The following is a 19,886-nucleotide window of genomic DNA, read 5'->3' as shown; positions in this document are numbered from 1 at the left end:
GTGGCGTGGTAGAAATGAAACACAGTAGTAAAAATCTGGTGGAACCCGATGCCCGAAACCGTCGCCGAACCGGCGCTCAATGGATTGCGCCTCAATCTGCGGATTGTCTCTGTCGTGATGTTTAACTTTGCCAGCTATCTGACCATTGGCCTGCCGCTGGCGGTGTTGCCCGGCTATGTGCATGATGTGATGGGGTTTAGCGCCTTCTGGGCCGGACTGGTGATTAGCCTCCAGTACTTCGCTACGCTGCTCAGCCGCCCGCACGCCGGGCGTTACGCCGACCTGCTGGGGCCAAAAAAGATCGTCGTTTTCGGCCTGTGCGGTTGCTTTCTGAGCGGACTCGGCTATCTGCTGGCGGCGCTCTTCGGCGACTTGCCCGCTGTGAGCCTGGCGCTGCTATGCCTTGGGCGCATAATTCTCGGCATTGGGCAGAGCTTCGCGGGAACCGGCTCCACGCTGTGGGGCGTCGGGGTAGTCGGTTCGCTGCATATCGGGCGGGTTATCTCCTGGAACGGCATTGTCACCTACGGAGCGATGGCGATGGGCGCACCGCTCGGCGTGCTCTGTTACTCGCTGATTGGCCTGCACGGGCTGGCGTTGACCATTATGGCGGTGGCGCTGGTGGCGGTGCTGTGCGCGTTGCCGCGGGCGGCGGTGAAAGCGGGCAGGGGCAAAGCGATGTCGTTTCGCGCGGTGCTGGGGCGCGTCTGGCTCTACGGTATGGCGCTGGCCCTGGCTTCGGCGGGGTTTGGCGTTATCGCCACCTTTATCACCCTGTTTTATGATGCCAAAGGCTGGGACGGCGCGGCCTTCGCCCTGACGCTGTTTAGCTGCGCCTTTGTCGGCACTCGTCTGCTGTTCCCCAACGGAATTAACCGCCTTGGCGGGCTGAACGTGGCGATGCTCTGTTTTGTCGTCGAAATTATTGGGCTGCTGTTAGTGGGCCTGGCGGAGACGCCGCTGATGGCGAAAATAGGCACTTTCTTTGCCGGAGCCGGTTTTTCGCTGGTGTTCCCGGCGCTTGGGGTGGTGGCGGTGAAGGCCGTGCCGCAGCAAAATCAGGGGTCGGCGCTGGCGACCTATACGGTATTTATGGATCTCTCGCTGGGGATCACCGGTCCGCTTGCCGGGCTGCTGATGGCGTGGGCGGGCATTTCATCGATCTATCTCGCGACGGCGGGGCTGGTCGCGGTGGCGCTGCTGCTGGGATGGCGGTTAAAAAAACGGCCCCCGGTCGGTGAACCGGAGGCCGCGGCGTCAGGCCAGTAGTTACTGGATGACGAGGGTGTTGATAATGTTTTCCGCTTCGGTCTGCGCCTGCTGCTGATTATCCGCTGGCAGCGTGATCTGCAGCGTCAGCAGTTTGTCATCAACCTTACCGAGCAGGACGGAAGACCAGGCGGTCTGGCCCTTGGCGGAGATGATGCTGTCCAGCTGTTGCAGGGTGTGGCCTTTGATCTCAATGGATTTATTGCTCACGACCTGCAGCTGCGGGTCGCGGCTGCGCTGCTGCTCTTCCAGACGCTGGCTCATGACGGCCAGATCTTCATTGGTGCTGTCGCCAACAATCACGATCACCGCTTTCTGGCCGGTGGCGTCAGAATAGACGTGCATATTGTTGGCCTGGGTGCCCAGCTTGCCGCTCTGGTCGGTCATACCGGCAGGCAGGGAGAAGCTCAGTTTGCCATCCAGCAGACTAATAGGTTGCCCGCTGGCGTTGCTTTCCGCAGCCGCCCCGGCAGTCGGCGTTTTTGTATCGCTGTTATCACAGGCCGCAAGACCCACAACCAGCAGGCCAATACCGACATATTTAACCAAATTGCGCATTGACATCTTCCTTTCGATAAACGGCCATTAACGGCTCATTCGCTTATCTTATCACATCGTTTCGTGAGTACTCTTAACCTGGCTGCAATGCGGATAAATCAGATTTATCTGCCAGCTTTTTCAGCAGCATATTCAACAACATGCCGTACATCGGCAGGAAGAATACGATGCTAATCAGCACCTTGAAGCAGTAGTCGACGATGGCGATTTCACCCCAGTGCGCCGCCATAAACGGATCCGGGCTGCGCCAGAAGGCGATAAAGAAGAAGGCCAGCGTATCGCTGACGTTACCGAAAAGGGTGGATGCCGTGGGCGCCAGCCACCAGCGGCGGTTCTGACGCAGGCGGTTGAAGACGTGGACGTCGAGGATCTGCCCCAGCGCGTAGGCCATAAAGCTGGCGGCGGCGATACGGGCGACAAACAGATTAAAGCTGGTTAATGCGGCAAAGCCCTGCCACTCGCCCATATAAAACAGCGCGGAAACCCCGTAGGAGATGAGCAGCGCCGGGATCATCACCGCGAGGATAATGCGTCGCGCCAGCGGAGCGCCAAAAATCCGCACCGTCAGATCGGTGGCGAGGAAAATAAACGGAAAGCTGAACGCGCCCCAGGTGGTATGAAAACCAAAGATGGAGATCGGCAGCTGCACCAGGTAGTTACTGGAAGTGATGACCAGCAGATGGAATAGCGATAGCCAGATCAGCGCTTTTTTACGCTGTACGGTAGTAAACGGACTCATATTGTGACCTTTTTAGTGGTTGGGGTGAGGGAACCCAATAAAAACGGCTGCATGATACTGCGTTGCGAGCGTATTGCAATGCTTGTTTTTCGCGCAAACGTTAACCTGGCTTGCGTACTGGCGAACTGGGGGTAAACTAGGGCCGTTTTGTTAATGTGAGATGAAAATGAGCGAACTTTTCTCCAGCCCTGACCATATGCTTGATGCGCAGGGGCTTCGTTGCCCGGAACCGGTGATGATGGTGCGCAAGACCGTGCGTACGATGCCGGTGGGCGAGACGCTGCTAATCGTGGCCGACGATCCGGCGACGACCCGCGATATTCCCGGTTTCTGCCGCTTTATGGAGCATGAGCTGCTGGCGCAGCAAACCGAGGCGCTGCCGTACCGCTACCTGATCCGTAAAAGCCACTGAGTCTGGGTACGTCTTCCCGGAGGCGGTGCTGCGCACCTGTCCGGGCTACAAAAACCAGACCGCACGAACCTGTAGCCCGGGCAAGGCGCGTCAAGCGCCGCCCCCGGGGAAAGAATGCAGCGCTCGCCGCCAGAGATATCCCGGATTGCGGCTGATGCCTTATCCGGGCGACAAAAAACCAGACGGCACGAACCTGTAGCCCGGGTAGATACTATTTCTTACGCAACAGCCGCAGCGCGTTAGCGGTGACCAGCACCGTCGCCCCGGTATCCGCCAGCACCGCCAGCCACAGGCCGGTCAGGCCAAGCAGGGTGGTGACCAGAAAAATGCCCTTCAGACCCAGCGCGATGGCGATGTTCTGCCGGATATTGGCGTGGGTGGCGCGCGCCAGCGAAATCATCTGCGCCAGCCCGGTCAGACGGTTATGGGTCAATGCCGCATCGGCGGTCTCCAGGGCGACATCGGTGCCGCTGCCCATGGCGATGCCAATCGTCGCCGCTTTCATCGCCGGCGCATCGTTGATTCCGTCGCCGACCATCGCCAGCGGCGACTCGGCGTTGAGCGCCATCACCGCCTGCACTTTATCCGCGGGCAGCAGCCCGGCGCGGAACGCCAGCCCCAGCTCGCTGGCGATGGCCGCCGCCGCGCGCGGATTGTCGCCGGTCAGTATCACTCCCTGAACGCCTAACTGATGGAGTTCATCCACCGCCTGGCGGGCATCGTCGCGCAGCGTATCGCGCAGCGCCAGAATCCCCAGCAGCGTCTCATCGCGCATCACCAGCACCACGGTTTGCCCGGCGCTCTCCAACTGCTGAATACGTGCATCGTACTGCGGATCGTTATTTTTCCCGGCGGCGCAAATCAGCACCTGACGACCTTCGACCTGCGCCTCAATGCCGGAGCCAGCCAGCGCGCGCTGGCCGCTGGCCGGCGGAATCACCAGCTGACGCTGCTCCGCCTCACGTACGACGGCCTGGGCTAACGGGTGGCTGGAGCCTTGCTCCACGGCGGCCGCCAGCGCCAGCAGATCGTTTTCGCCGATGTCCGTGGTCGCCATCACCGCGGTGACGCGCGGCTGGCCGATGGTCAGGGTACCGGTTTTATCAAACGCCACCTGGCGCACGCGGCCCAGTTGCTCCAGCGCCGCGCCGCCTTTAATCAGCGCGCCGCGACGCGCCGCCACCGCCAGCCCGGAGGTGATCGCCGCCGGGGTAGAAATCACCAGCGCGCACGGACAGCCAATCAGCAGCAGCGTTAAACCTTTATAGATCCACGGCAGCCATGCGCCGGCAAACAGCAGCGGCGGAACAATGGCTACCAGCAGCGCGACGACCATAATCGCCGGGGTATAGATGCGGCTGAAGCGATCGATAAAGCGCTCAATCGGCGCGCGGCGCTCCTCCGCTTCTTCAATCAGCTTAAGAATGCGATCGATGGCGCTGTCGCCCGGTTCGGAGATCACCGTCAGCTGTACCAGACGATCGACGCTGGTGGCGCCGGCCGCCACGCGTTCCCCGGCGTTACGCTCCACCGGTACGGATTCACCGGTTAGCGCGCTCTCATCGAAGCTGGCGAAGGGCGAGAGCAGCTGGCCATCGGCGGGCAGACGGCCCCCGGCGGCCACTTCAATCACGTCGCCGGGGCGCAGGTCGCGCTGGGCTACGGTTTCGCGTACGCCGTCGCGCACGCGGATTGCGGTATCGGGTTTCAGCGCCATCAACGCGCTGACGCCTTGACGCGCGCGGCTGGCGGCCCAACCCTCAAGGCGTTCGCCGATTAAGAACAGCAGCAGCACCATCGCCGCTTCGGCGGTGGCGCCGATAAACAGCGCGCCGATGGCTGCGACGCTCATCAGAGTTTCGATGGCGAACCAGCTTCCGCTTTTGATCAGGCGTATTGCTTGCCGGGCGACCGGCCACAGGCCGACAAGGGTGGTTGCGATGAAGGCGATTTCGCCCAGAGGAGGGTTAAACTGCTCCAGCCCCCAGCTGAGCGCCATCATGGCGACGAGGGTGATGAGCGGCAGATTCTCGCGCAGCCACGAGGTGGCGTCCTCTGTCCGGGGCGCGTTTTCATCCCGCAGCTGGTAGCCCGCGGCGCGCACGGCGCTTTCGATCTGCGGACCAACGTCGCCCTCGGCGTTGACCAGCAGCTTTTCGGTGGCGAACAGCACCTGAACCTGGCTCACTCCCGGCACCTGGCGAACGGCGGTTTCGACCTTGCGGGCGCAGGCCGCGCAATCCATACCTTCTACCAGCCAGCTAAAGCGTGCATGACTCAGCGCGTCGTTTTCAGCGGTGGTTTCGCTGCTGCAGGCGTGGTCTGCGCAGCAGCTTTCCGCAGGCTGCGCGGCAGGGGTAAATTTTAACGATGAGAAGTGTGGGACTTTTTTATCCTGCGATTCTGGAGCCGACATAGGACCCTCCGGGTAATGATAATTTTCTCATTACCCGCAGGATACACTCTGGAGTCGACTCCAGAGTCAAGCGCTTAATTACAAATAGAGCGCGCGGACGATCAGGAAGTGCCCGGCGAAGTAAAACGCCGAGGAGATCGCGTTGTCAGCGCGGAAGCGGCGGCGATAATGGCTGATGAGCCAGACCGCGTTGCCGAGCAGCAGGAACGCGGCGCCAACGAAGCCGGACAGCGCGGTGTCCGTCGGGCGAGCGAACCACAGCTCGCCGGCCAGCCAGACCATCACCAGCGTCATCGCGATAAAGGTAAACACCGGCATTCGCATCTCTTCCAGCCGCGTCCAGATGATGGCCAGCAGCAGCGCGCCGAGGATCAGCAGCACCAGCGGCAGCGGCCAGAAGAACGATAGCGTCAGCTGGCTGGCAAACCAGATGGTGTAGAGCAGATGGGAGAGAAAGAACGCCCCCACGGCGTACATCACCCGCTGTCGGGGCAGTAGGGTCAAGGCGTCGCCGACCAGCGAAGCGCAAAGCCCGGCCAGCACCAGGTAGCTGATGGCGTTAAACATCGGCGCTTGCCAGGCCAGTAACAGAAGCAGGATCAGCGTGACGGGTTTAAACACCCAGCGACGCCAGGCAGGCCCACGATAGGACGCATCGACGTAAAGCCATGCGGAGAAACAGACAGCAATAAATGACCAAAGCATAGTAAGTCCCTGTATCTGTTATCATTAAGTAAGTGATTGTACTTACAGTACTGAATCTCAGTGTAGTGGTTTGCAGAGGAAGATGACAATGATAATCAAGCCACAGTATGCTTATTCCTGATAATTCCTGGGGGCAAGGTGAATGAGTAAAGTTCCGCTGTTTTTTATGGTTGCCGTTGCCATCATTGCGGTTGCCGCATCGTATCGTTATGCGCAGCAGCGCCGGGAAAAAATGGAGAACGACGCCGCGCCGCTGTTGCAAAAACGGGTGGTGGTGAGCAATAAGCGGGAGAAGGTGATTAACGATCGCCGTTCACGCCAGCAGACGGTGACGCCTGCCGGCAGCGAGATGCGTTACGAAGCCAGCTTCAGGCCGGTAAGCGGCGGGATGGAAATGGTTTTTCGTCTGCAGGCGCCGCAGTATCATGCGTTAAGCGTCGGCGATAAAGGCGTCCTGAGCTATAAAGGTTCGCGGTTTATGGGCTTTGCGCCAGATCCCTGAACCTTTTCCGGGCATTACTTCTTCTTCAGGGTCGCCTTGAGCTTTTTCTGCCAGGCGACCAGTTCGAACACGCCGAAGATGAAAATACGGACCTGCTCGAAGCGCCCCAGCGGCGGCATCTCTTTCGTCTGCGTCGCCTTGAGCAGCGTCAGCTGCAGGCCGTGCATCAGAATCATAAAGATTAGCGCCACGTTAACGAAGATATTCAGCGGCTTTGGGAACGGTTGAAACAGATTCAGCAATAAAAACGCCCACACGCACAGCATCAGCAAGCGGCCAAAATTAATCAGCATAGTTTTCTCCTTGGGCCTCTCGTTGATAGAGACGGTAGGCGACCTGTCCGGCCACTTTTTCACGATAGACGTGCCAGTTCATCGGCACCGGCGGTAAACCGTTTTCGACTTCACTCTCGATGTAGATGAGCGCTTCATCGCTAAGCCAGCCGTTGTTTTCCAGCAGTTTCAGCGTTTCTTCAAGCAGCCCTTTACGAAACGGGGGATCGACAAACACGATATCGTGCGGCGCGCCCGCCTGAGCGAGAAACGCTAAAGTATTGGTGTTCACGACCTTAGCGTTGCTGGCTTTGAGGGTCGCCAGGTTTTTTTGCAGCTGCTGCGCGACGCCGCGTTCCATTTCCAGCAGCGTGGCGTTGGCCGCGTAGCGGGAGAGGGCTTCAAGGCCCAGCGCGCCGCTGCCGGCGAAGCAGTCGAGGCAGCTCGCGTCAACGATCGATGGCGCCAGCCAGTTAAATAGCGTTTCGCGTACCCGGTCGGTGGTCGGGCGCAGACCCGGGCTCTCCGGCACCGGTAATTTACGGCCCCGCCATTGCCCGCCGATAATACGGATCTGGCCGCTGCCTGCGTGGTTTGGTTTCTTCATCTCTTTGCTCAAGTCTCAACTTCCGGGCTGCTATTCTAACGATCGGCAGCGGTTGACGAAACCTTAATCCGGGGGCGGTGATGCGAGTTAAGTTAAGTGGTAGACTATCCGACTAATTTCATCATTTTTCAGCTTCCGCTACCAACTGGCCGAAGCTGTGCCATGAATTAACAGCGAGGAGTGTAGTCGCAAATGGCGAAAGACAAAAAACGTGGCTTCTTTTCCTGGCTGGGCTTTGGCCAAAAAGAACAGGCGCAGGAAAGCGAAACAGAACAAAAAGTAGAAGCCCAGCAAGAGGTTGCAGAACCGTCCGCGGAAAGCGAAGCGCCTGCCGCTGCGCCGCAAACGGTCGACGCGCCTGCGACGGAGAAACCGGACGCCGAAGCCTTTGCCGCCGAGGTGGTTGAGGTGACCGAGCAGGTCGTTGAGAGCGAACAACCGCAGGCGGTTGTCGAATCTCCGGTCGTTGAAGAGGTTGTGGAGCAGCCTGCGGTTGAAGAAATTGTCGCTGAGCCGCTGGTTGAAGAGGTCATTGCCGAGCCGGTCGCGGCTGAAGCCGTCGCTGAGCAGACGCCGGAAGCGGTGATTGCCGAACCGGAAGCGGTGATTGAAGAAGCCGTTGTCGAAGATGCCGAAGCAGGCGAACCGTTAGCGGATGCGCAAGCCGATATCAGCGATGAAGAGCTGGAAGCGCAGGCTCTGGCGGCAGCCGATGCGGCGGAAAACGCCGTGGAGGTGGTGCCGGACGAAACCGTCGTGACGCCGTTAGAGCAGGAAAAACCGACCAAAGAAGGTTTCTTCGCCCGCCTCAAACGCAGCCTGGTGAAAACCAAACAAAACCTCGGTTCCGGATTTATCAGTCTGTTCCGCGGTAAGAAAATCGACGATGATCTGTTTGAAGAGCTGGAAGAGCAGCTGCTGATTGCCGACGTCGGTGTGGAGACCACGCGTAAGATCATCACTAATCTGACCAACGACGCCAGCCGTAAGCAGCTGCGCGACGCCGAGGCGCTGTACGGCCTGCTGAAAGAAGAGATGGGCGATATCCTGGCGAAAGTGGATGAGCCGCTGAACGTAGAAGGCAAAACGCCGTTTGTGATTCTGATGGTCGGCGTCAACGGCGTCGGTAAAACCACCACCATCGGTAAGCTGGCGCGTCAGTTCGAGCAGCAGGGCAAGTCGGTGATGCTGGCGGCGGGCGATACCTTCCGCGCGGCGGCGGTTGAGCAGCTCCAGGTTTGGGGGCAGCGTAATAATATTCCGGTGATTGCCCAGCATACCGGCGCGGACTCGGCATCGGTCATTTTCGATGCCATCCAGGCGGCGAAGGCGCGCAATATTGACGTCCTGATTGCCGATACCGCGGGCCGTCTGCAGAATAAATCGCACCTGATGGAAGAACTGAAGAAGATTGTCCGCGTCATGAAAAAACTCGATGTCGATGCGCCGCATGAAGTTATGCTGACCATTGACGCCAGCACAGGGCAGAACGCGATTAGCCAGGCCAAACTGTTCCACGAAGCGGTTGGACTGACCGGTATCACCTTGACTAAGCTGGATGGTACCGCCAAGGGCGGGGTTATCTTCTCGGTTGCCGATCAGTTCGGTATTCCGATTCGCTACATCGGTGTTGGCGAACGTATTGAAGATCTGCGTCCGTTTAATGCGGGCGACTTTATTGAGGCACTTTTTGCCCGAGAGGATTAAAAATGATTCGCTTTGAACAAGTCAGCAAAGCCTATCTCGGTGGGAGACAAGCGCTGCAGGGGGTGACTTTCCACCTGCAGGCGGGCGAGATGGCGTTTCTGACCGGCCATTCCGGCGCGGGGAAAAGTACCCTGCTGAAGCTTATCTGCGGTATCGAACGGCCCAGCGCCGGCAAAATCCTCTTCGGCGGCCATGATATCAGCCGCCTGAAGAGCCGCGAGGTGCCGTTTTTGCGCCGTCAGATTGGCATGATTTTCCAGGACCACCATCTGCTGATGGACCGTACCGTTTACGATAATGTGGCGATCCCGCTGATTATCGCCGGCGCCAGCGGCGATGATATCCGTCGTCGCGTCTCGGCGGCGCTGGATAAAGTCGGGCTGTTGGACAAAGCGAAAAACCTGCCGATTCAGCTTTCAGGCGGTGAACAACAGCGCGTGGGCATCGCCCGCGCGGTGGTGAACAAACCCGCGGTCCTACTGGCGGATGAACCGACCGGTAACCTCGACGAAGCGCTGTCGGAAGGGATCTTACGTCTGTTTGAAGAGTTTAACCGCGTTGGGGTGACGGTACTGATGGCGACGCATGACCTGGGGCTTATCTCCAGTCGTCCGTACCGCGTCCTGTCCCTCAGCGAGGGGCATATGCATGGAGGCCATATCGGTGAATAAGCGCGAGGCAATGAACCACATTCGCCGATTCGGCAATCGATTCGACCGTTTCCGCAATGCGGGCGGGGCGGGCGGTAGCGGCGGACGCAATGCGTCGAAACGGCCAAAAGCGGCGCCGAATCCGGCTTCCCGCAAGAGCAACGTATTCAATGAGCAGGTGCGCTACGCCTGGCACGGCGCGATACAGGATCTGAAAAGTACGCCGCTGGCGACGTTCCTGACGGTGATGGTGATCGCCATTTCGCTGACCCTGCCGAGCGTATGCTACATGGTTTACAAAAACGTCAGCACCGCGGCGTCGCAATATTACCCTACGCCGCAAATCACCGTCTATCTGGAGAAAACGCTGGATGACGATGCCGCTGCGCGGGTAGTCGGCCAGCTGCAGGCGGAGCAGGGCGTCGAGAAGGTCAACTATCTGTCGCGTGATGAAGCCCTTGGCGAATTCCGCAACTGGTCTGGCTTTGGCGGCGCGCTGGATATGCTGGAAGAGAACCCGCTGCCGGCGGTAGCGATCGTGGTGCCTAAGATTGATTTCCAGAGCGTTGAGGCGCTGAACACGCTGCGCGACCGCGTGAGCCACGTTCAGGGCGTTGATGAAGTGCGTATGGATGACAGCTGGTTTGCGCGCCTCTCGTCGCTAACCGGGCTGGTCGGACGCGTGTCGGCGATGATCGGCGTACTGATGGTGGCGGCGGTCTTCCTGGTCATCGGCAACAGCGTGCGTCTGAGCATCTTCGCCCGTCGCGATACCATTAACGTGCAGAAACTGATTGGCGCGACGGATGGTTTTATTCTGCGTCCATTCCTTTACGGCGGGGCGCTGCTGGGGTTCTCCGGCGCGTTTCTGTCGCTGATCCTGTCGGAGATTATGGTCATGCGCCTGTCGTCGGCGGTCACCGAAGTGGCGAAAGTGTTCGGGACGCAGTTTGAACTCAGCGGCTTAGGCTTTGACGAGTGTCTCCTGATGCTGATTGTTTGCTCAATGATTGGCTGGGTCGCCGCCTGGCTGGCAACCGTTCAACATTTACGTCACTTTACTCCCGAGTAATAAAAATCTGGTATAATCTTTCCCTGCACTGAATATCTCTCTGCAGGGAAAGAGTCCCTGTTGACGCTTCCCTAAACTTCATAACCATGTCACATTTTGTGCGTAATCTATTCACATCATTGCATGGAACTTGTGGATAAAATCACTGTCTGATACTAATGTGAGTGATATTCTCGTTGCTCATCAATGCTGGCATGTTTGTTGCTCCGTTGTGAGGACAGAATGATGCCAGAAGATATCGATTGAGAGGATTTGAATGACCAAAGATATGCAAACTTTAGCCTTAGCCCCCGTTGGTAACCTGGAATCGTACATCCGGGCTGCTAACACTTGGCCGATGTTATCGGCTGATGAAGAGCGGGAGCTTGCTGAAAAGCTGCATTACCAGGGCGATCTGGAAGCAGCGAAAAAGCTGATCCTGTCTCACCTGCGCTTTGTTGTTCATATTGCTCGTAACTACTCGGGCTATGGCCTGCCGCAGGCGGATCTGATTCAGGAAGGCAACATTGGCCTGATGAAAGCCGTGCGCCGTTTTAACCCGGAAGTGGGCGTGCGTCTGGTTTCCTTCGCCGTGCACTGGATCAAAGCGGAAATTCATGAATACGTGCTGCGTAACTGGCGTATCGTGAAGGTCGCGACCACGAAAGCGCAGCGTAAACTGTTCTTTAACCTGCGTAAAACCAAGCAGCGTCTGGGCTGGTTCAACCAGGACGAAGTCGAAATGGTCGCCCGCGAGCTGGGCGTGTCGAGCAAAGACGTGCGTGAGATGGAGTCACGTATGGCGGCGCAGGACATGACCTTCGACATGTCTTCGGATGATGAGTCCGATAGCCAGCCGATGGCGCCGGTGCTCTATCTGCAGGATAAATCGTCTAACTTTGCCGACGGCATCGAAGACGATAACTGGGAAGAGCAGGCGGCGAACAAGCTGACCGACGCGATGCAGGGTCTTGACGAACGTAGCCAGGACATCATCCGCGCCCGCTGGCTGGACGAAGACAACAAGTCCACGCTGCAGGAGCTGGCGGACCGCTACGGCGTGTCGGCTGAACGTGTACGTCAGCTTGAAAAGAACGCCATGAAAAAACTGCGCGCCGCTATCGAAGCCTAATCTGAGCGCCAGTCCCCGATAACGCCCCACATTACGTTGGGGCGTTTTGTTTTTCTGCCTCCGCCAGCGCCTGCGGGCAGTGCATTTTCAGGCACGCAAGCAGGATGTTGAACGCCGGCTCCATCTGCGTTTCCGGCTGCGAAGCAAAACCCATCAACAGCCCTTTCTTGCGTTGCGTTGTCAGGTAATAGCGCGACAGCGGACGCACTAAAATATTGCGTGCGTTGGCATCGCGGGCAATCGCCACGTCATCCGCCTCATCCGGCAAATTCAGGATCAGATGCAGTCCGGCATTATCGCTGAAGTCCGACAGCGCGTGCGGCCCGCAGTGCCGCTCAATCAGCTCGGTCAAAAAGACGCGACGGCGGCTGTAGAGCAGGCGCATGCGGCGAATATGCGCCGAGTAATGACCGGCGTTGATAAATTCCGCCAGCGCCAGCTGGATAAGCGAATGGCCGCCGCGATAGAGCTCGGCATGGGCGTTTTTGAGTTCGGCCGCCAGCGGACGAGGCAGCACGACATAGCCCAGCCGCAGCCCCGGGTAGAGCGTCTTACTGAACGTCCCGACGTAGACCACCGGCGCTTCGGCGACTAAGCCCTGTAGCGCCGGGATCGGCTGGCCGGAAAAGCGAAACTCGCTGTCGTAATCATCCTCCACAATCCAGCTGCCGTGCTGATGGGCCAGCGTGAGCAGGCGCTGTCGGCGCTCAAGGCTCATTACCGCGCCGAGGGGATACTGATGGGACGGCGTCACGAAGATCAGCCGCGGCGCTTCGGCTATGCTTTCGGGCGGACACAGGCCGCTGGCATCAACCACCACGGGCTCGGCCCGCACTTCATTCATCGCCAGCACATGGCGAATGCCCCAGTAGGACGGCTCCTCCACCCAGGCGAGATCGCCGCGGTCGCACAGCATGCGGGTGATCAGGTCGATAGCCTGGTGGATCCCTTCGGTGATAAGAATTTGATCTGCCTGACACTGAACGCCGCGCGCTACTCTCAGATAGTCCACCAACGCGTGCTGTAGCTCGGCCGTTCCGCCGTTACAGCTGTAGCTGAGCTGTTCCGGTTTTGGACGGCGGCTGATACGCGCCTGGATTTTACTGAACAGCGGATGGGGAAACGCGTTGACGTCCGGTACACCGGGGATAAACGCCCCCCACTGACGCGGGCTGGCGCTGACCTGTCCCAGCAGATGCTGGCCGCGCCGGGAGATAGGCGCGCTGGTTGCCGGCGCCGGGCTGCTTTCACTGGCGCTGCAGACGGGAAGGAACATATCGGGCAGCGTTTTCGCGACGAATGTTCCGCTGCCGCGACGGGACACGACGTACCCCTCGGCCAGTAGTTGTTCATAAACTGTTAAAATTGTGTTGCGTGACATTCTCAGCTCCCCCGCCAGATCCCGCGACGGCGGCAGGCGGCTATGGGGCGGCAGAGAACCATCCAGAATGGCGTGGCGAATCGCCTTGTAAAGGCGCTTGTGCAGGAGCGGATCGGTTTCTTTCTGCAATCTGACCAGCACCAGGTCTGCGATGAGCGAACGCAATTGGATCCCTCAGATAATCTGAATTGGTACTCGATTATAGGGCCAAATCCTGTGTAAATAAACGACATAGTTTCGGATTTGTTGCGATAACGTGACACACATGACAGGAGATTTCCGGTGAAAAGTTCAGAACTGAATCAGCGTCGCCAGCAGGCGACTCCGCGCGGCGTAGGGGTAATGTGCAGCTACTTTGTTGAGAAAGCAGAGAACGCTACGCTGTGGGATATTGAAGGGAATGAGGTGATTGATTTCGCCGCCGGCATCGCGGTGCTGAATACCGGCCATCGGCACCCTAAAATCATTGCCGCCGTTGAACAACAGCTGCAGGCCTTTACCCATACTGCTTATCAGATTGTCCCGTACGAAAGCTACGTCACGCTGGCCGAGCGGATTAACGCGCTGGCGCCGATTGACGGTCCGGCAAAAACGGCGTTCTTTACCACCGGGGCGGAAGCGGTTGAAAACGCAGTGAAAATTGCGCGCGCTTATACCGGTCGTCCGGGGTTGATTACCTTCGGCGGCGGATTCCACGGCCGCACGTTTATGACCATGGCGCTGACCGGTAAAGTGGCGCCTTATAAGATTGGTTTCGGTCCGTTCCCGGGATCGGTGTATCACGCAGTCTACCCTAATGCCGCCCATGGCATTACCACCGCTGACGCGATGAAAAGCCTGGATCGTATTTTTAAAGCCGATATCGCGGCCGACCAGGTGGCGGCGATTGTGCTGGAGCCGATTCAGGGGGAAGGCGGCTTTAACGTCGCCCCGCCTGAGTTTATGCAGGCGCTGCGCGCGCTGTGCGATACCCACGGCATTCTGCTGATTGCCGATGAAGTACAAACCGGCTTTGCGCGCACCGGCAAGCTGTTTGCGATGCAGCACTATGATGTGAAGCCTGACCTGATGACGATGGCTAAAAGCCTGGCCGGCGGTTTCCCGCTCTCCGGCGTGGTCGGTCGCGCCGAGGTGATGGATGCGCCTGCGCCGGGCGGTCTGGGCGGTACCTATGCCGGTAACCCGCTGGCGGTCGCGGCTGCGCACGCGGTGCTGGACGTGATTGAAGAAGAGCAACTGTGCCAGCGCGCTGAGCGCTTAGGCAGCCATCTGAAAGAAGTGCTGAATCAGGCGCGTCAAAGCTGCCCGGCCATTGCGGACGTACGCGGCCAGGGGTCGATGGTGGCGGTGGAGTTTAACGATCCGCAAACCGGCGAGCCGTCGGCGGAGATCACTCGTCAAATCCAGCAAAAAGCCCAGGAGAACGGTCTGCTGCTGCTGAGCTGCGGCGTCTACGGCAACGTCATTCGCTTCCTCTATCCGTTAACGATTCCGGATGCGCAGTTTACGAAGGCGCTGGATATTCTGGCCCGCGTGCTGAAGCCCTAGCTTTTCGCCCGGTCAGACTGCGGCGGCAGGGAAGCCGAAGAGAAACAGGATGCCGCGTTCTGGCCAGTCATGCTCAGCGTGAGTGGTTTATCACCCTGATATCACCTTTTTTCCGGCAGCGGATGTTGCCGGAATAAAACGGAAAATATTATGTCTGACAACTCCACCTTTTCTCCGGTTCTGACGAGCCGGGAGCGTACCGCTGTACCTGCAAAATCTCTGAGTTTCATTGAAGGCGTGTCGATGATCGTCGGCACCAATATCGGCGCTGGGGTGCTATCCATCGCCTATGCCTCCAGCAAAGCGGGCTTTCTGCCGCTGCTGTTTTGGCTGATCGTTGTCGGTAGCCTGACAACCGTTACGATGCTCTACGTCGCGGAGTCGACGCTGCGCACACGTAAGCATCTGCAGCTTAGCGGCCTGTCGCAGCGCTACGTCGGCCGCTTTGGCGCGCTGATGATGTTCCTCTCCGTTTGCGTCAACAGCGTCGGCGCGCTGACGGCTTATATGACCGGCAGCGGTAAACTCCTGCATTCGTTATTCGGCATCTCGCCGGCCCTCGGTAGCGCGCTGTTTTTTATTCCCGCGGCCGGAGTGCTTTATCTTGGCCTGAAGGCGATTGGCCGGGGTGAGAAATTCATTAGTATCGGCATGGTCGTCATGATCGCCATTCTTGTCGCCGCCACGTTGCTGCAAGAGACCGCCAGCGTGGGGTATTTACTCGACGGTAACTGGCTGTATATGGTGCCGGTATTTAACGTCGTCGCCTTCTGCTTCTCCGCGCAGTATATCGTGCCGGAAATGGCGCGCGGTTTCGCTGATAAACCGGAGAAACTGCCGAAGGCCATTATGGTAGGGATGCTGTTAACCTTTTGCCTGCTGGCGCTGGTCCCGCTTTCGGTGATTGCGTTAAGCGGGTTGGATAATATTTCTGATGTGGCGACCATTTCCTGGGGCAGGGCGCTCGGCGAGTGGGCTTTCTTCTCGGCAAATCTCTTTGCGCTCTGCGCGATGCTGACTTCCTATTGGGGACTGGGCGGAAGTTTCCTGACCAATATTTTCGATCAGTTTCGCCTGGGCAACGACGAGCAGCCGTTCAAACGCTTTAAGGTGCTGCTGGTGGTCGCCGTGCCGCCATTTATTCTGGCCTACAGCGGGATGGTGTCCTTCGTGAACGCGCTCTATTTTGCCGGGGTATTTAGCGGGGTGATTTTGTCCATCATGCCGATCCTTATCCTGAAAGGTTCGCGGCGGCAGGGGGATATCACTCCCGGCTGGACCTGCCCGGCGCTGATAACGCACCCGTTCATCCAGATCTTCATCGTATTGCTCTATCTTTGCAGCGCCGTCTACGCCATCGCTTCTGCCTTTGGCTATCTGCCCGCGGGCTGGTAGTCGCGTTGCTCATGCCACCGCGTTCGGTTTATTCCGGCGCGGGTTTTTATTTGTCACTTATCTGTTACATACTCCGCAATTTTATCGTTTCCAATTCTCCTGAATGACGGTATGTTTAGCATAGTGTGCTGCAAAAGCGCAGGCGGCAGACCCTAATCTAACTATCATATGCTTTTCTTATGTGTTTAATTAGAATAATGCGCTAATAAACAACATCACAACAAATGCAAAAACCATAATAATGGGGAGCCTCAGGATGAATATGAAGGGTAAAGCGTTACTGGCAGGATGTATTGCCTTAATCATGAGCGGTACGGCAATGGCCGAAGATATCAAAGTCGCCGTCGTTGGCGCGATGTCCGGTCCGGTAGCGCAGTACGGCGACCAGGAGTTTACTGGCGCTGAGCAGGCCATTGCCGATATCAACGCCAAAGGCGGCATAAAAGGCAATAAGCTGCAGATGGTAAAATACGACGACGCCTGTGACCCGAAACAAGCGGTTGCCGTCGCTAACAAAGTGATTAACGACGGTATCAAGTACGTTATCGGCCACCTGTGCTCTTCTTCCACTCAGCCGGCGTCTGATATCTATGAAGATGAAGGCGTGCTGATGATCACCCCGGCCGCCACCGCGCCGGAGCTGACGGCCCGCGGCTATCACCTGATTCTGCGCACTACCGGTCTGGATTCCGATCAGGGGCCAACCGCTGCCAAATACATCCTGGAAAAAGTGAAGCCGCAGCGCATCGCGATTGTCCACGACAAGCAGCAGTACGGCGAGGGCCTGGCCCGCGCGGTGCAGGACAACCTGAAGAAGGGCGGCGCCAACGTGGTGTTCTTTGACGGCATCACCGCCGGTGAGAAAGACTTCTCTACCCTGGTGGCGCGTCTGAAGAAAGAGAACATCGACTTCGTCTACTACGGCGGCTACCACCCGGAGATGGGGCAGATCCTGCGTCAGTCTCGCGCCGCTGGCCTGAAAACGCAGTTTATGGGGCCGGAAGGGGTAGCGAACGTGTCCCTGTCTAATATCGCGGGCGCTTCTGCGGAAGGTATGCTGGTGACTAAGCCGAAGAACTACGACCAGGTGCCGGCGAACAAACCGATTGTGGATGCGATCAAAGCGAAGAAACAGGATCCGAGCGGCGCGTTCGTGTGGACCACCTATGCCGCGCTGCAGTCGCTGCAGGCAGGTCTGAATCAGTCAGAAGATCCGGCTGAAATCGCCAAATATCTGAAAGGGGCTACGGTCGATACCGTAATGGGGCCGCTCACCTGGAACGAGAAGGGCGACCTGAAGGGCTTCGAGTTCGGCGTGTTTACCTGGCATGCTAATGGTACGGCGACCGACGCCAAATAATTTAACCTGCGCCTTTCACGCCGCAGAGGCGTTGTCTGCGCCCCTCAACCCCGGTCACTTACTGATGTAAGCTTCCGGGGTTGAGGGGCTTGACGCCTTTCTGCATCGCGAAATGCTGGGTTAAATAGACGAACACGCCCTGCTGACGCTTAGCTGAGTGGGCTACAGATTTGCAAACATCTGCGAGTCGGTAGCCCGGGTAAGGCGTTACGCCGCAATCCGGGAATATTCGGCCTTCTTTCGCCGATTTAGTGATTTTTTACCCAACCGCCGGTTTGCGCGCTAAAGTCCAGCGCCTGCATAAACGCCGCCATCACGCCGCGGTCTTCCACGCCGACATCCGCGATCCGCCAGCTGGTGATTTCTGGATTATCCTTTAGCGCTTGTTCCACTAAATATTGTCCGACGCCGCGACGGCGGGTCACTTCACGCACGCATAGCGCGCCGAGCTCGCCCTCAACGCCGTTCAGCGTTACGCGAACCGCTGCCAGCAGGCGCTCATTGAAGCGGGCGGCATAAATACGATGGCTCTCATCTAACGGCAGCGCCGCGAGATCCTGCGACGGCCAGATTTTACCTAAGTCGATGCGATCCTGATCGCTGAAGTGCTGTAAACGAATAATGGTCAGTTTCATACGCGAGGGTCCAGTCAAAACGGATGCGTTAGTGTATCCAAATTCCCCGCCGGGCGGAGCGCCCTTTTTTGCCTGTTCATCAGGGGATTCGTTTTCCTGGAAGGAGCAGGGTAGTGCAATTCATCATGGATCGAAAAATAAGCAGAATTTTAACCTGATATGTAGCGTTTTATTCCGCCTTATGTATCGTTATTTTATGCTGTTTACTGGACTTTTTTTGTTTATCTTCCAGCAAATACAGAATATTATCTTTGCTTAATCGCCTGAAAAATAGAGATTTTACTCTGGATTCAGGCAAAAAACATCGCTAAACCATTAAAGATAATGGTAAAAGTAGCGTTGTTTAATAAAAGCACAGAATGCTTTTTAACCATAAAAATACAAAATATTTACACCACATCACGAACGGGGTTCTGCAGCATGAAAAGGAACGCGAAAACGGTTATCGCGGGGTTAGTCGCACTGGCGATGTCCCAGGCGGCTTTTGCCAAAGATATTAAGGTCGCCGTTGTTGGCGCAATGTCTGGCCCGGTAGCCCAGTGGGGCGATATGGAATTCAACGGCGCGCGCCAGGCGATCAAAGATATTAACGCCCAGGGCGGCATCAAGGGCGATAAGCTGGTTGCCGTGGAGTACGATGACGCCTGCGACCCGAAACAGGCCGTTGCGGTGGCGAATAAAATCGTCAATGACGGTATTCAGTACGTTATCGGCCACCTGTGTTCTTCTTCCACTCAGCCGGCATCCGATATCTATGAAGATGAAGGCATTCTGATGATCTCCCCGGGAGCAACCAACCCGGAGCTGACCCAGCGCGGCTATCAGTACATCATGCGTACCGCCGGTCTGGACTCTTCGCAGGGGCCGACCGCCGCAAAATACATCATGGAAACCGTCAAACCGCAGCGTATTGCTATCATTCATGATAAGCAGCAGTACGGTGAAGGCCTGGCGCGTTCTGTCCAGGAGAGCCTGAAAAAAGGCGGCGCGAATATCGTCTTCTTCGACGGCATTACCGCCGGTGAAAAAGACTTCTCCGCGCTGCTGGCGCGCCTGAAAAAAGAGAATATCGACTTCGTTTACTACGGCGGCTACTACCCGGAAATGGGCCAGATGCTGCGCCAGGCGCGCTCCGTGGGCCTGAAAACCGTGTTTATGGGCCCGGAAGGCGTGGGTAACGCGTCGCTGTCCAACATCGCGGGCGATGCGGCGGAAGGCATGCTGGTCACGATGCCGAAACGCTATGACCAGGACCCGGCCAACAGCGCTATCGTTGACGCGCTCAAAGCAGAGAAGAAAGACCCGAGCGGTCCGTATGTCTGGATCACCTATGCCGCCGTGCAGTCTCTGGCGCAGGCGATGGACCGGGCCGCAAGCCAGGAGCCGCTGGATTTAATCAAAGATCTGAAAGCTCACGGCGCGAAAACCGTGATTGGGCCGCTGAATTGGGACGAAAAAGGCGATTTGAAGGGATTTGAGTTTGGTGTCTTCCAGTGGCACGCGGACGGGTCATCAACCCTCGCGAAATAAGCCATAAGACAAGTTAT

General features: G+C 57.7%; 19 protein-coding genes. 11 read left to right on the top strand and 8 right to left on the bottom strand.

The features are described 5' to 3' along the window. The first annotated feature begins 48 nt into the window (after positions 1 to 48). Positions 49 to 1,269: an MFS transporter gene (locus BWI76_RS26445; protein ID WP_004134787.1), complete on the top strand. Its 1,221-nt coding sequence runs from the start codon at positions 49 to 51 to the stop codon at positions 1,267 to 1,269. Here BWI76_RS26445 and BWI76_RS26440 read toward each other — a convergent pair whose 3' ends face one another. Both BWI76_RS26440 and BWI76_RS26435 read right to left on the bottom strand, forming a co-directional pair. Beyond that, complete coding sequence (locus BWI76_RS26440; protein WP_004126200.1) at positions 1,270 to 1,827, bottom strand: DcrB family lipoprotein; 558 nt, start codon at positions 1,825 to 1,827, stop codon at positions 1,270 to 1,272. Between the two features lie 73 nt (positions 1,828 to 1,900). Next, entirely contained in the window at positions 1,901 to 2,566 is a 666-nt protein-coding gene (locus BWI76_RS26435; RefSeq protein WP_004126198.1) for a 7-cyano-7-deazaguanine/7-aminomethyl-7-deazaguanine transporter, read from the bottom strand. Positions 2,567 to 2,732: 166 nt separating this feature from the next. Here BWI76_RS26435 and tusA point away from each other — a divergent pair, with 166 nt between their 5' ends. Beyond that, positions 2,733 to 2,978 (top strand): sulfurtransferase TusA, encoded by a 246-nt coding sequence (gene tusA, locus BWI76_RS26430; RefSeq protein WP_004134789.1) that lies wholly within the window; start codon positions 2,733 to 2,735, stop codon positions 2,976 to 2,978. 211 nt (positions 2,979 to 3,189) lie between these two features. Here the strand turns inward: tusA and zntA are convergent, their stop codons facing one another. After that, positions 3,190 to 5,394 carry a Zn(II)/Cd(II)/Pb(II) translocating P-type ATPase ZntA gene (gene zntA, locus BWI76_RS26425; protein WP_049100308.1) on the bottom strand — a complete coding sequence of 735 codons (2,205 nt, stop codon included), beginning with the start codon at positions 5,392 to 5,394 and terminating at the stop codon, positions 3,190 to 3,192. A gap of 78 nt (positions 5,395 to 5,472) precedes the next feature. After that, positions 5,473 to 6,099, bottom strand: coding sequence for a lysoplasmalogenase (locus tag BWI76_RS26420; protein ID WP_004126194.1), 627 nt, complete (start codon positions 6,097 to 6,099; stop codon positions 5,473 to 5,475). A gap of 142 nt (positions 6,100 to 6,241) precedes the next feature. Here BWI76_RS26420 and BWI76_RS26415 point away from each other — a divergent pair, with 142 nt between their 5' ends. Continuing rightward, positions 6,242 to 6,601, top strand: a complete 360-nt coding sequence (locus BWI76_RS26415; RefSeq protein ID WP_004133016.1) for a DUF2500 domain-containing protein — start codon at positions 6,242 to 6,244, stop codon at positions 6,599 to 6,601. Positions 6,602 to 6,615: 14 nt separating this feature from the next. Here the strand turns inward: BWI76_RS26415 and BWI76_RS26410 are convergent, their stop codons facing one another. Together BWI76_RS26410 and rsmD are read right to left on the bottom strand one after the other, a co-directional pair. Then, positions 6,616 to 6,894 carry a DUF1145 family protein gene (locus BWI76_RS26410; RefSeq protein WP_004126191.1) on the bottom strand — a complete coding sequence of 93 codons (279 nt, stop codon included), beginning with the start codon at positions 6,892 to 6,894 and terminating at the stop codon, positions 6,616 to 6,618. After that, positions 6,884 to 7,480 (bottom strand): 16S rRNA (guanine(966)-N(2))-methyltransferase, encoded by a 597-nt coding sequence (rsmD, locus tag BWI76_RS26405; RefSeq protein ID WP_004133018.1) that lies wholly within the window; start codon positions 7,478 to 7,480, stop codon positions 6,884 to 6,886. The genes BWI76_RS26410 and rsmD overlap by 11 nt, the downstream gene beginning before the upstream one ends. 192 nt (positions 7,481 to 7,672) lie before the next feature. Here rsmD and ftsY point away from each other — a divergent pair, with 192 nt between their 5' ends. The 4 genes from ftsY (at position 7,673) to rpoH (ending at position 12,020) form a co-directional block, all read left to right on the top strand. Further along, positions 7,673 to 9,187 (top strand): signal recognition particle-docking protein FtsY, encoded by a 1,515-nt coding sequence (gene ftsY, locus BWI76_RS26400; RefSeq protein ID WP_049130724.1) that lies wholly within the window; start codon positions 7,673 to 7,675, stop codon positions 9,185 to 9,187. Between the two features lie 2 nt (positions 9,188 to 9,189). After that, positions 9,190 to 9,858 carry a cell division ATP-binding protein FtsE gene (gene ftsE / locus BWI76_RS26395; RefSeq protein ID WP_004106557.1) on the top strand — a complete coding sequence of 223 codons (669 nt, stop codon included), beginning with the start codon at positions 9,190 to 9,192 and terminating at the stop codon, positions 9,856 to 9,858. Beyond that, entirely contained in the window at positions 9,851 to 10,909 is a 1,059-nt protein-coding gene (gene ftsX, locus BWI76_RS26390; protein WP_024359812.1) for a permease-like cell division protein FtsX, read from the top strand. The genes ftsE and ftsX overlap by 8 nt, the downstream gene beginning before the upstream one ends. Before the next feature lie 256 nt (positions 10,910 to 11,165). Beyond that, entirely contained in the window at positions 11,166 to 12,020 is an 855-nt protein-coding gene (gene rpoH / locus BWI76_RS26385; protein WP_004133023.1) for an RNA polymerase sigma factor RpoH, read from the top strand. Between the two features lie 31 nt (positions 12,021 to 12,051). On the opposite strand, the gene BWI76_RS26380 is transcribed toward rpoH, so the two are convergent. Beyond that, a complete protein-coding gene (locus BWI76_RS26380; RefSeq protein ID WP_064343292.1) occupies positions 12,052 to 13,566 on the bottom strand; it encodes a PLP-dependent aminotransferase family protein in 1,515 nt (504 codons plus the stop codon). A 117-nt stretch (positions 13,567 to 13,683) separates the two neighbouring features. Here BWI76_RS26380 and BWI76_RS26375 point away from each other — a divergent pair, with 117 nt between their 5' ends. The 3 genes from BWI76_RS26375 to livJ all read left to right on the top strand — a co-directional run bounded on the left by BWI76_RS26375 (position 13,684) and on the right by livJ (position 17,704). Then, positions 13,684 to 14,949 (top strand): 4-aminobutyrate--2-oxoglutarate transaminase, encoded by a 1,266-nt coding sequence (locus tag BWI76_RS26375; RefSeq protein ID WP_024359814.1) that lies wholly within the window; start codon positions 13,684 to 13,686, stop codon positions 14,947 to 14,949. 150 nt (positions 14,950 to 15,099) lie between these two features. After that, a complete protein-coding gene (locus tag BWI76_RS26370) occupies positions 15,100 to 16,344 on the top strand; it encodes an aromatic amino acid transport family protein (protein ID WP_004133030.1) in 1,245 nt (414 codons plus the stop codon). 256 nt (positions 16,345 to 16,600) lie between these two features. Then, positions 16,601 to 17,704 (top strand): branched chain amino acid ABC transporter substrate-binding protein LivJ, encoded by a 1,104-nt coding sequence (livJ, locus tag BWI76_RS26365; protein ID WP_004133032.1) that lies wholly within the window; start codon positions 16,601 to 16,603, stop codon positions 17,702 to 17,704. A gap of 248 nt (positions 17,705 to 17,952) precedes the next feature. Here livJ and panM read toward each other — a convergent pair whose 3' ends face one another. Continuing rightward, complete coding sequence (gene panM / locus BWI76_RS26360) at positions 17,953 to 18,339, bottom strand: aspartate 1-decarboxylase autocleavage activator PanM (protein ID WP_004133033.1); 387 nt, start codon at positions 18,337 to 18,339, stop codon at positions 17,953 to 17,955. Between the two features lie 420 nt (positions 18,340 to 18,759). Here panM and livK point away from each other — a divergent pair, with 420 nt between their 5' ends. Next, the gene (gene livK, locus BWI76_RS26350; RefSeq protein WP_004133035.1) at positions 18,760 to 19,869 is read left to right on the top strand and encodes a high-affinity branched-chain amino acid ABC transporter substrate-binding protein LivK; all 1,110 of its coding nucleotides are present in this window, start codon (positions 18,760 to 18,762) and stop codon (positions 19,867 to 19,869) included. Positions 19,870 to 19,886 lie beyond the last annotated feature (17 nt).

Source organism: Klebsiella sp. M5al, from assembly GCF_002090195.1.
GTDB lineage: Bacteria > Pseudomonadota > Gammaproteobacteria > Enterobacterales > Enterobacteriaceae > Klebsiella > Klebsiella grimontii.
Note: the sequence above shows the minus strand (reverse complement) of the source record. Positions and strands in the feature narration are given on the sequence as shown.

Coding starts and splice junctions, on each gene's coding strand:
- BWI76_RS26445 (WP_004134787.1), top strand. CDS start 49: ATGCCCGAAACCGTCGCCGAACCGGCGCTCAATGGATTGCGCCTCAAT.
- BWI76_RS26440 (WP_004126200.1), bottom strand. CDS start 1,827: ATGCGCAATTTGGTTAAATATGTCGGTATTGGCCTGCTGGTTGTGGGT.
- BWI76_RS26435 (WP_004126198.1), bottom strand. CDS start 2,566: ATGAGTCCGTTTACTACCGTACAGCGTAAAAAAGCGCTGATCTGGCTA.
- tusA (WP_004134789.1), top strand. CDS start 2,733: ATGAGCGAACTTTTCTCCAGCCCTGACCATATGCTTGATGCGCAGGGG.
- zntA (WP_049100308.1), bottom strand. CDS start 5,394: ATGTCGGCTCCAGAATCGCAGGATAAAAAAGTCCCACACTTCTCATCG.
- BWI76_RS26420 (WP_004126194.1), bottom strand. CDS start 6,099: ATGCTTTGGTCATTTATTGCTGTCTGTTTCTCCGCATGGCTTTACGTC.
- BWI76_RS26415 (WP_004133016.1), top strand. CDS start 6,242: ATGAGTAAAGTTCCGCTGTTTTTTATGGTTGCCGTTGCCATCATTGCG.
- BWI76_RS26410 (WP_004126191.1), bottom strand. CDS start 6,894: ATGCTGATTAATTTTGGCCGCTTGCTGATGCTGTGCGTGTGGGCGTTT.
- rsmD (WP_004133018.1), bottom strand. CDS start 7,480: ATGAAGAAACCAAACCACGCAGGCAGCGGCCAGATCCGTATTATCGGC.
- ftsY (WP_049130724.1), top strand. CDS start 7,673: ATGGCGAAAGACAAAAAACGTGGCTTCTTTTCCTGGCTGGGCTTTGGC.
- ftsE (WP_004106557.1), top strand. CDS start 9,190: ATGATTCGCTTTGAACAAGTCAGCAAAGCCTATCTCGGTGGGAGACAA.
- rpoH (WP_004133023.1), top strand. CDS start 11,166: ATGACCAAAGATATGCAAACTTTAGCCTTAGCCCCCGTTGGTAACCTG.
- BWI76_RS26370 (WP_004133030.1), top strand. CDS start 15,100: ATGTCTGACAACTCCACCTTTTCTCCGGTTCTGACGAGCCGGGAGCGT.
- livJ (WP_004133032.1), top strand. CDS start 16,601: ATGAATATGAAGGGTAAAGCGTTACTGGCAGGATGTATTGCCTTAATC.
- panM (WP_004133033.1), bottom strand. CDS start 18,339: ATGAAACTGACCATTATTCGTTTACAGCACTTCAGCGATCAGGATCGC.
- livK (WP_004133035.1), top strand. CDS start 18,760: ATGAAAAGGAACGCGAAAACGGTTATCGCGGGGTTAGTCGCACTGGCG.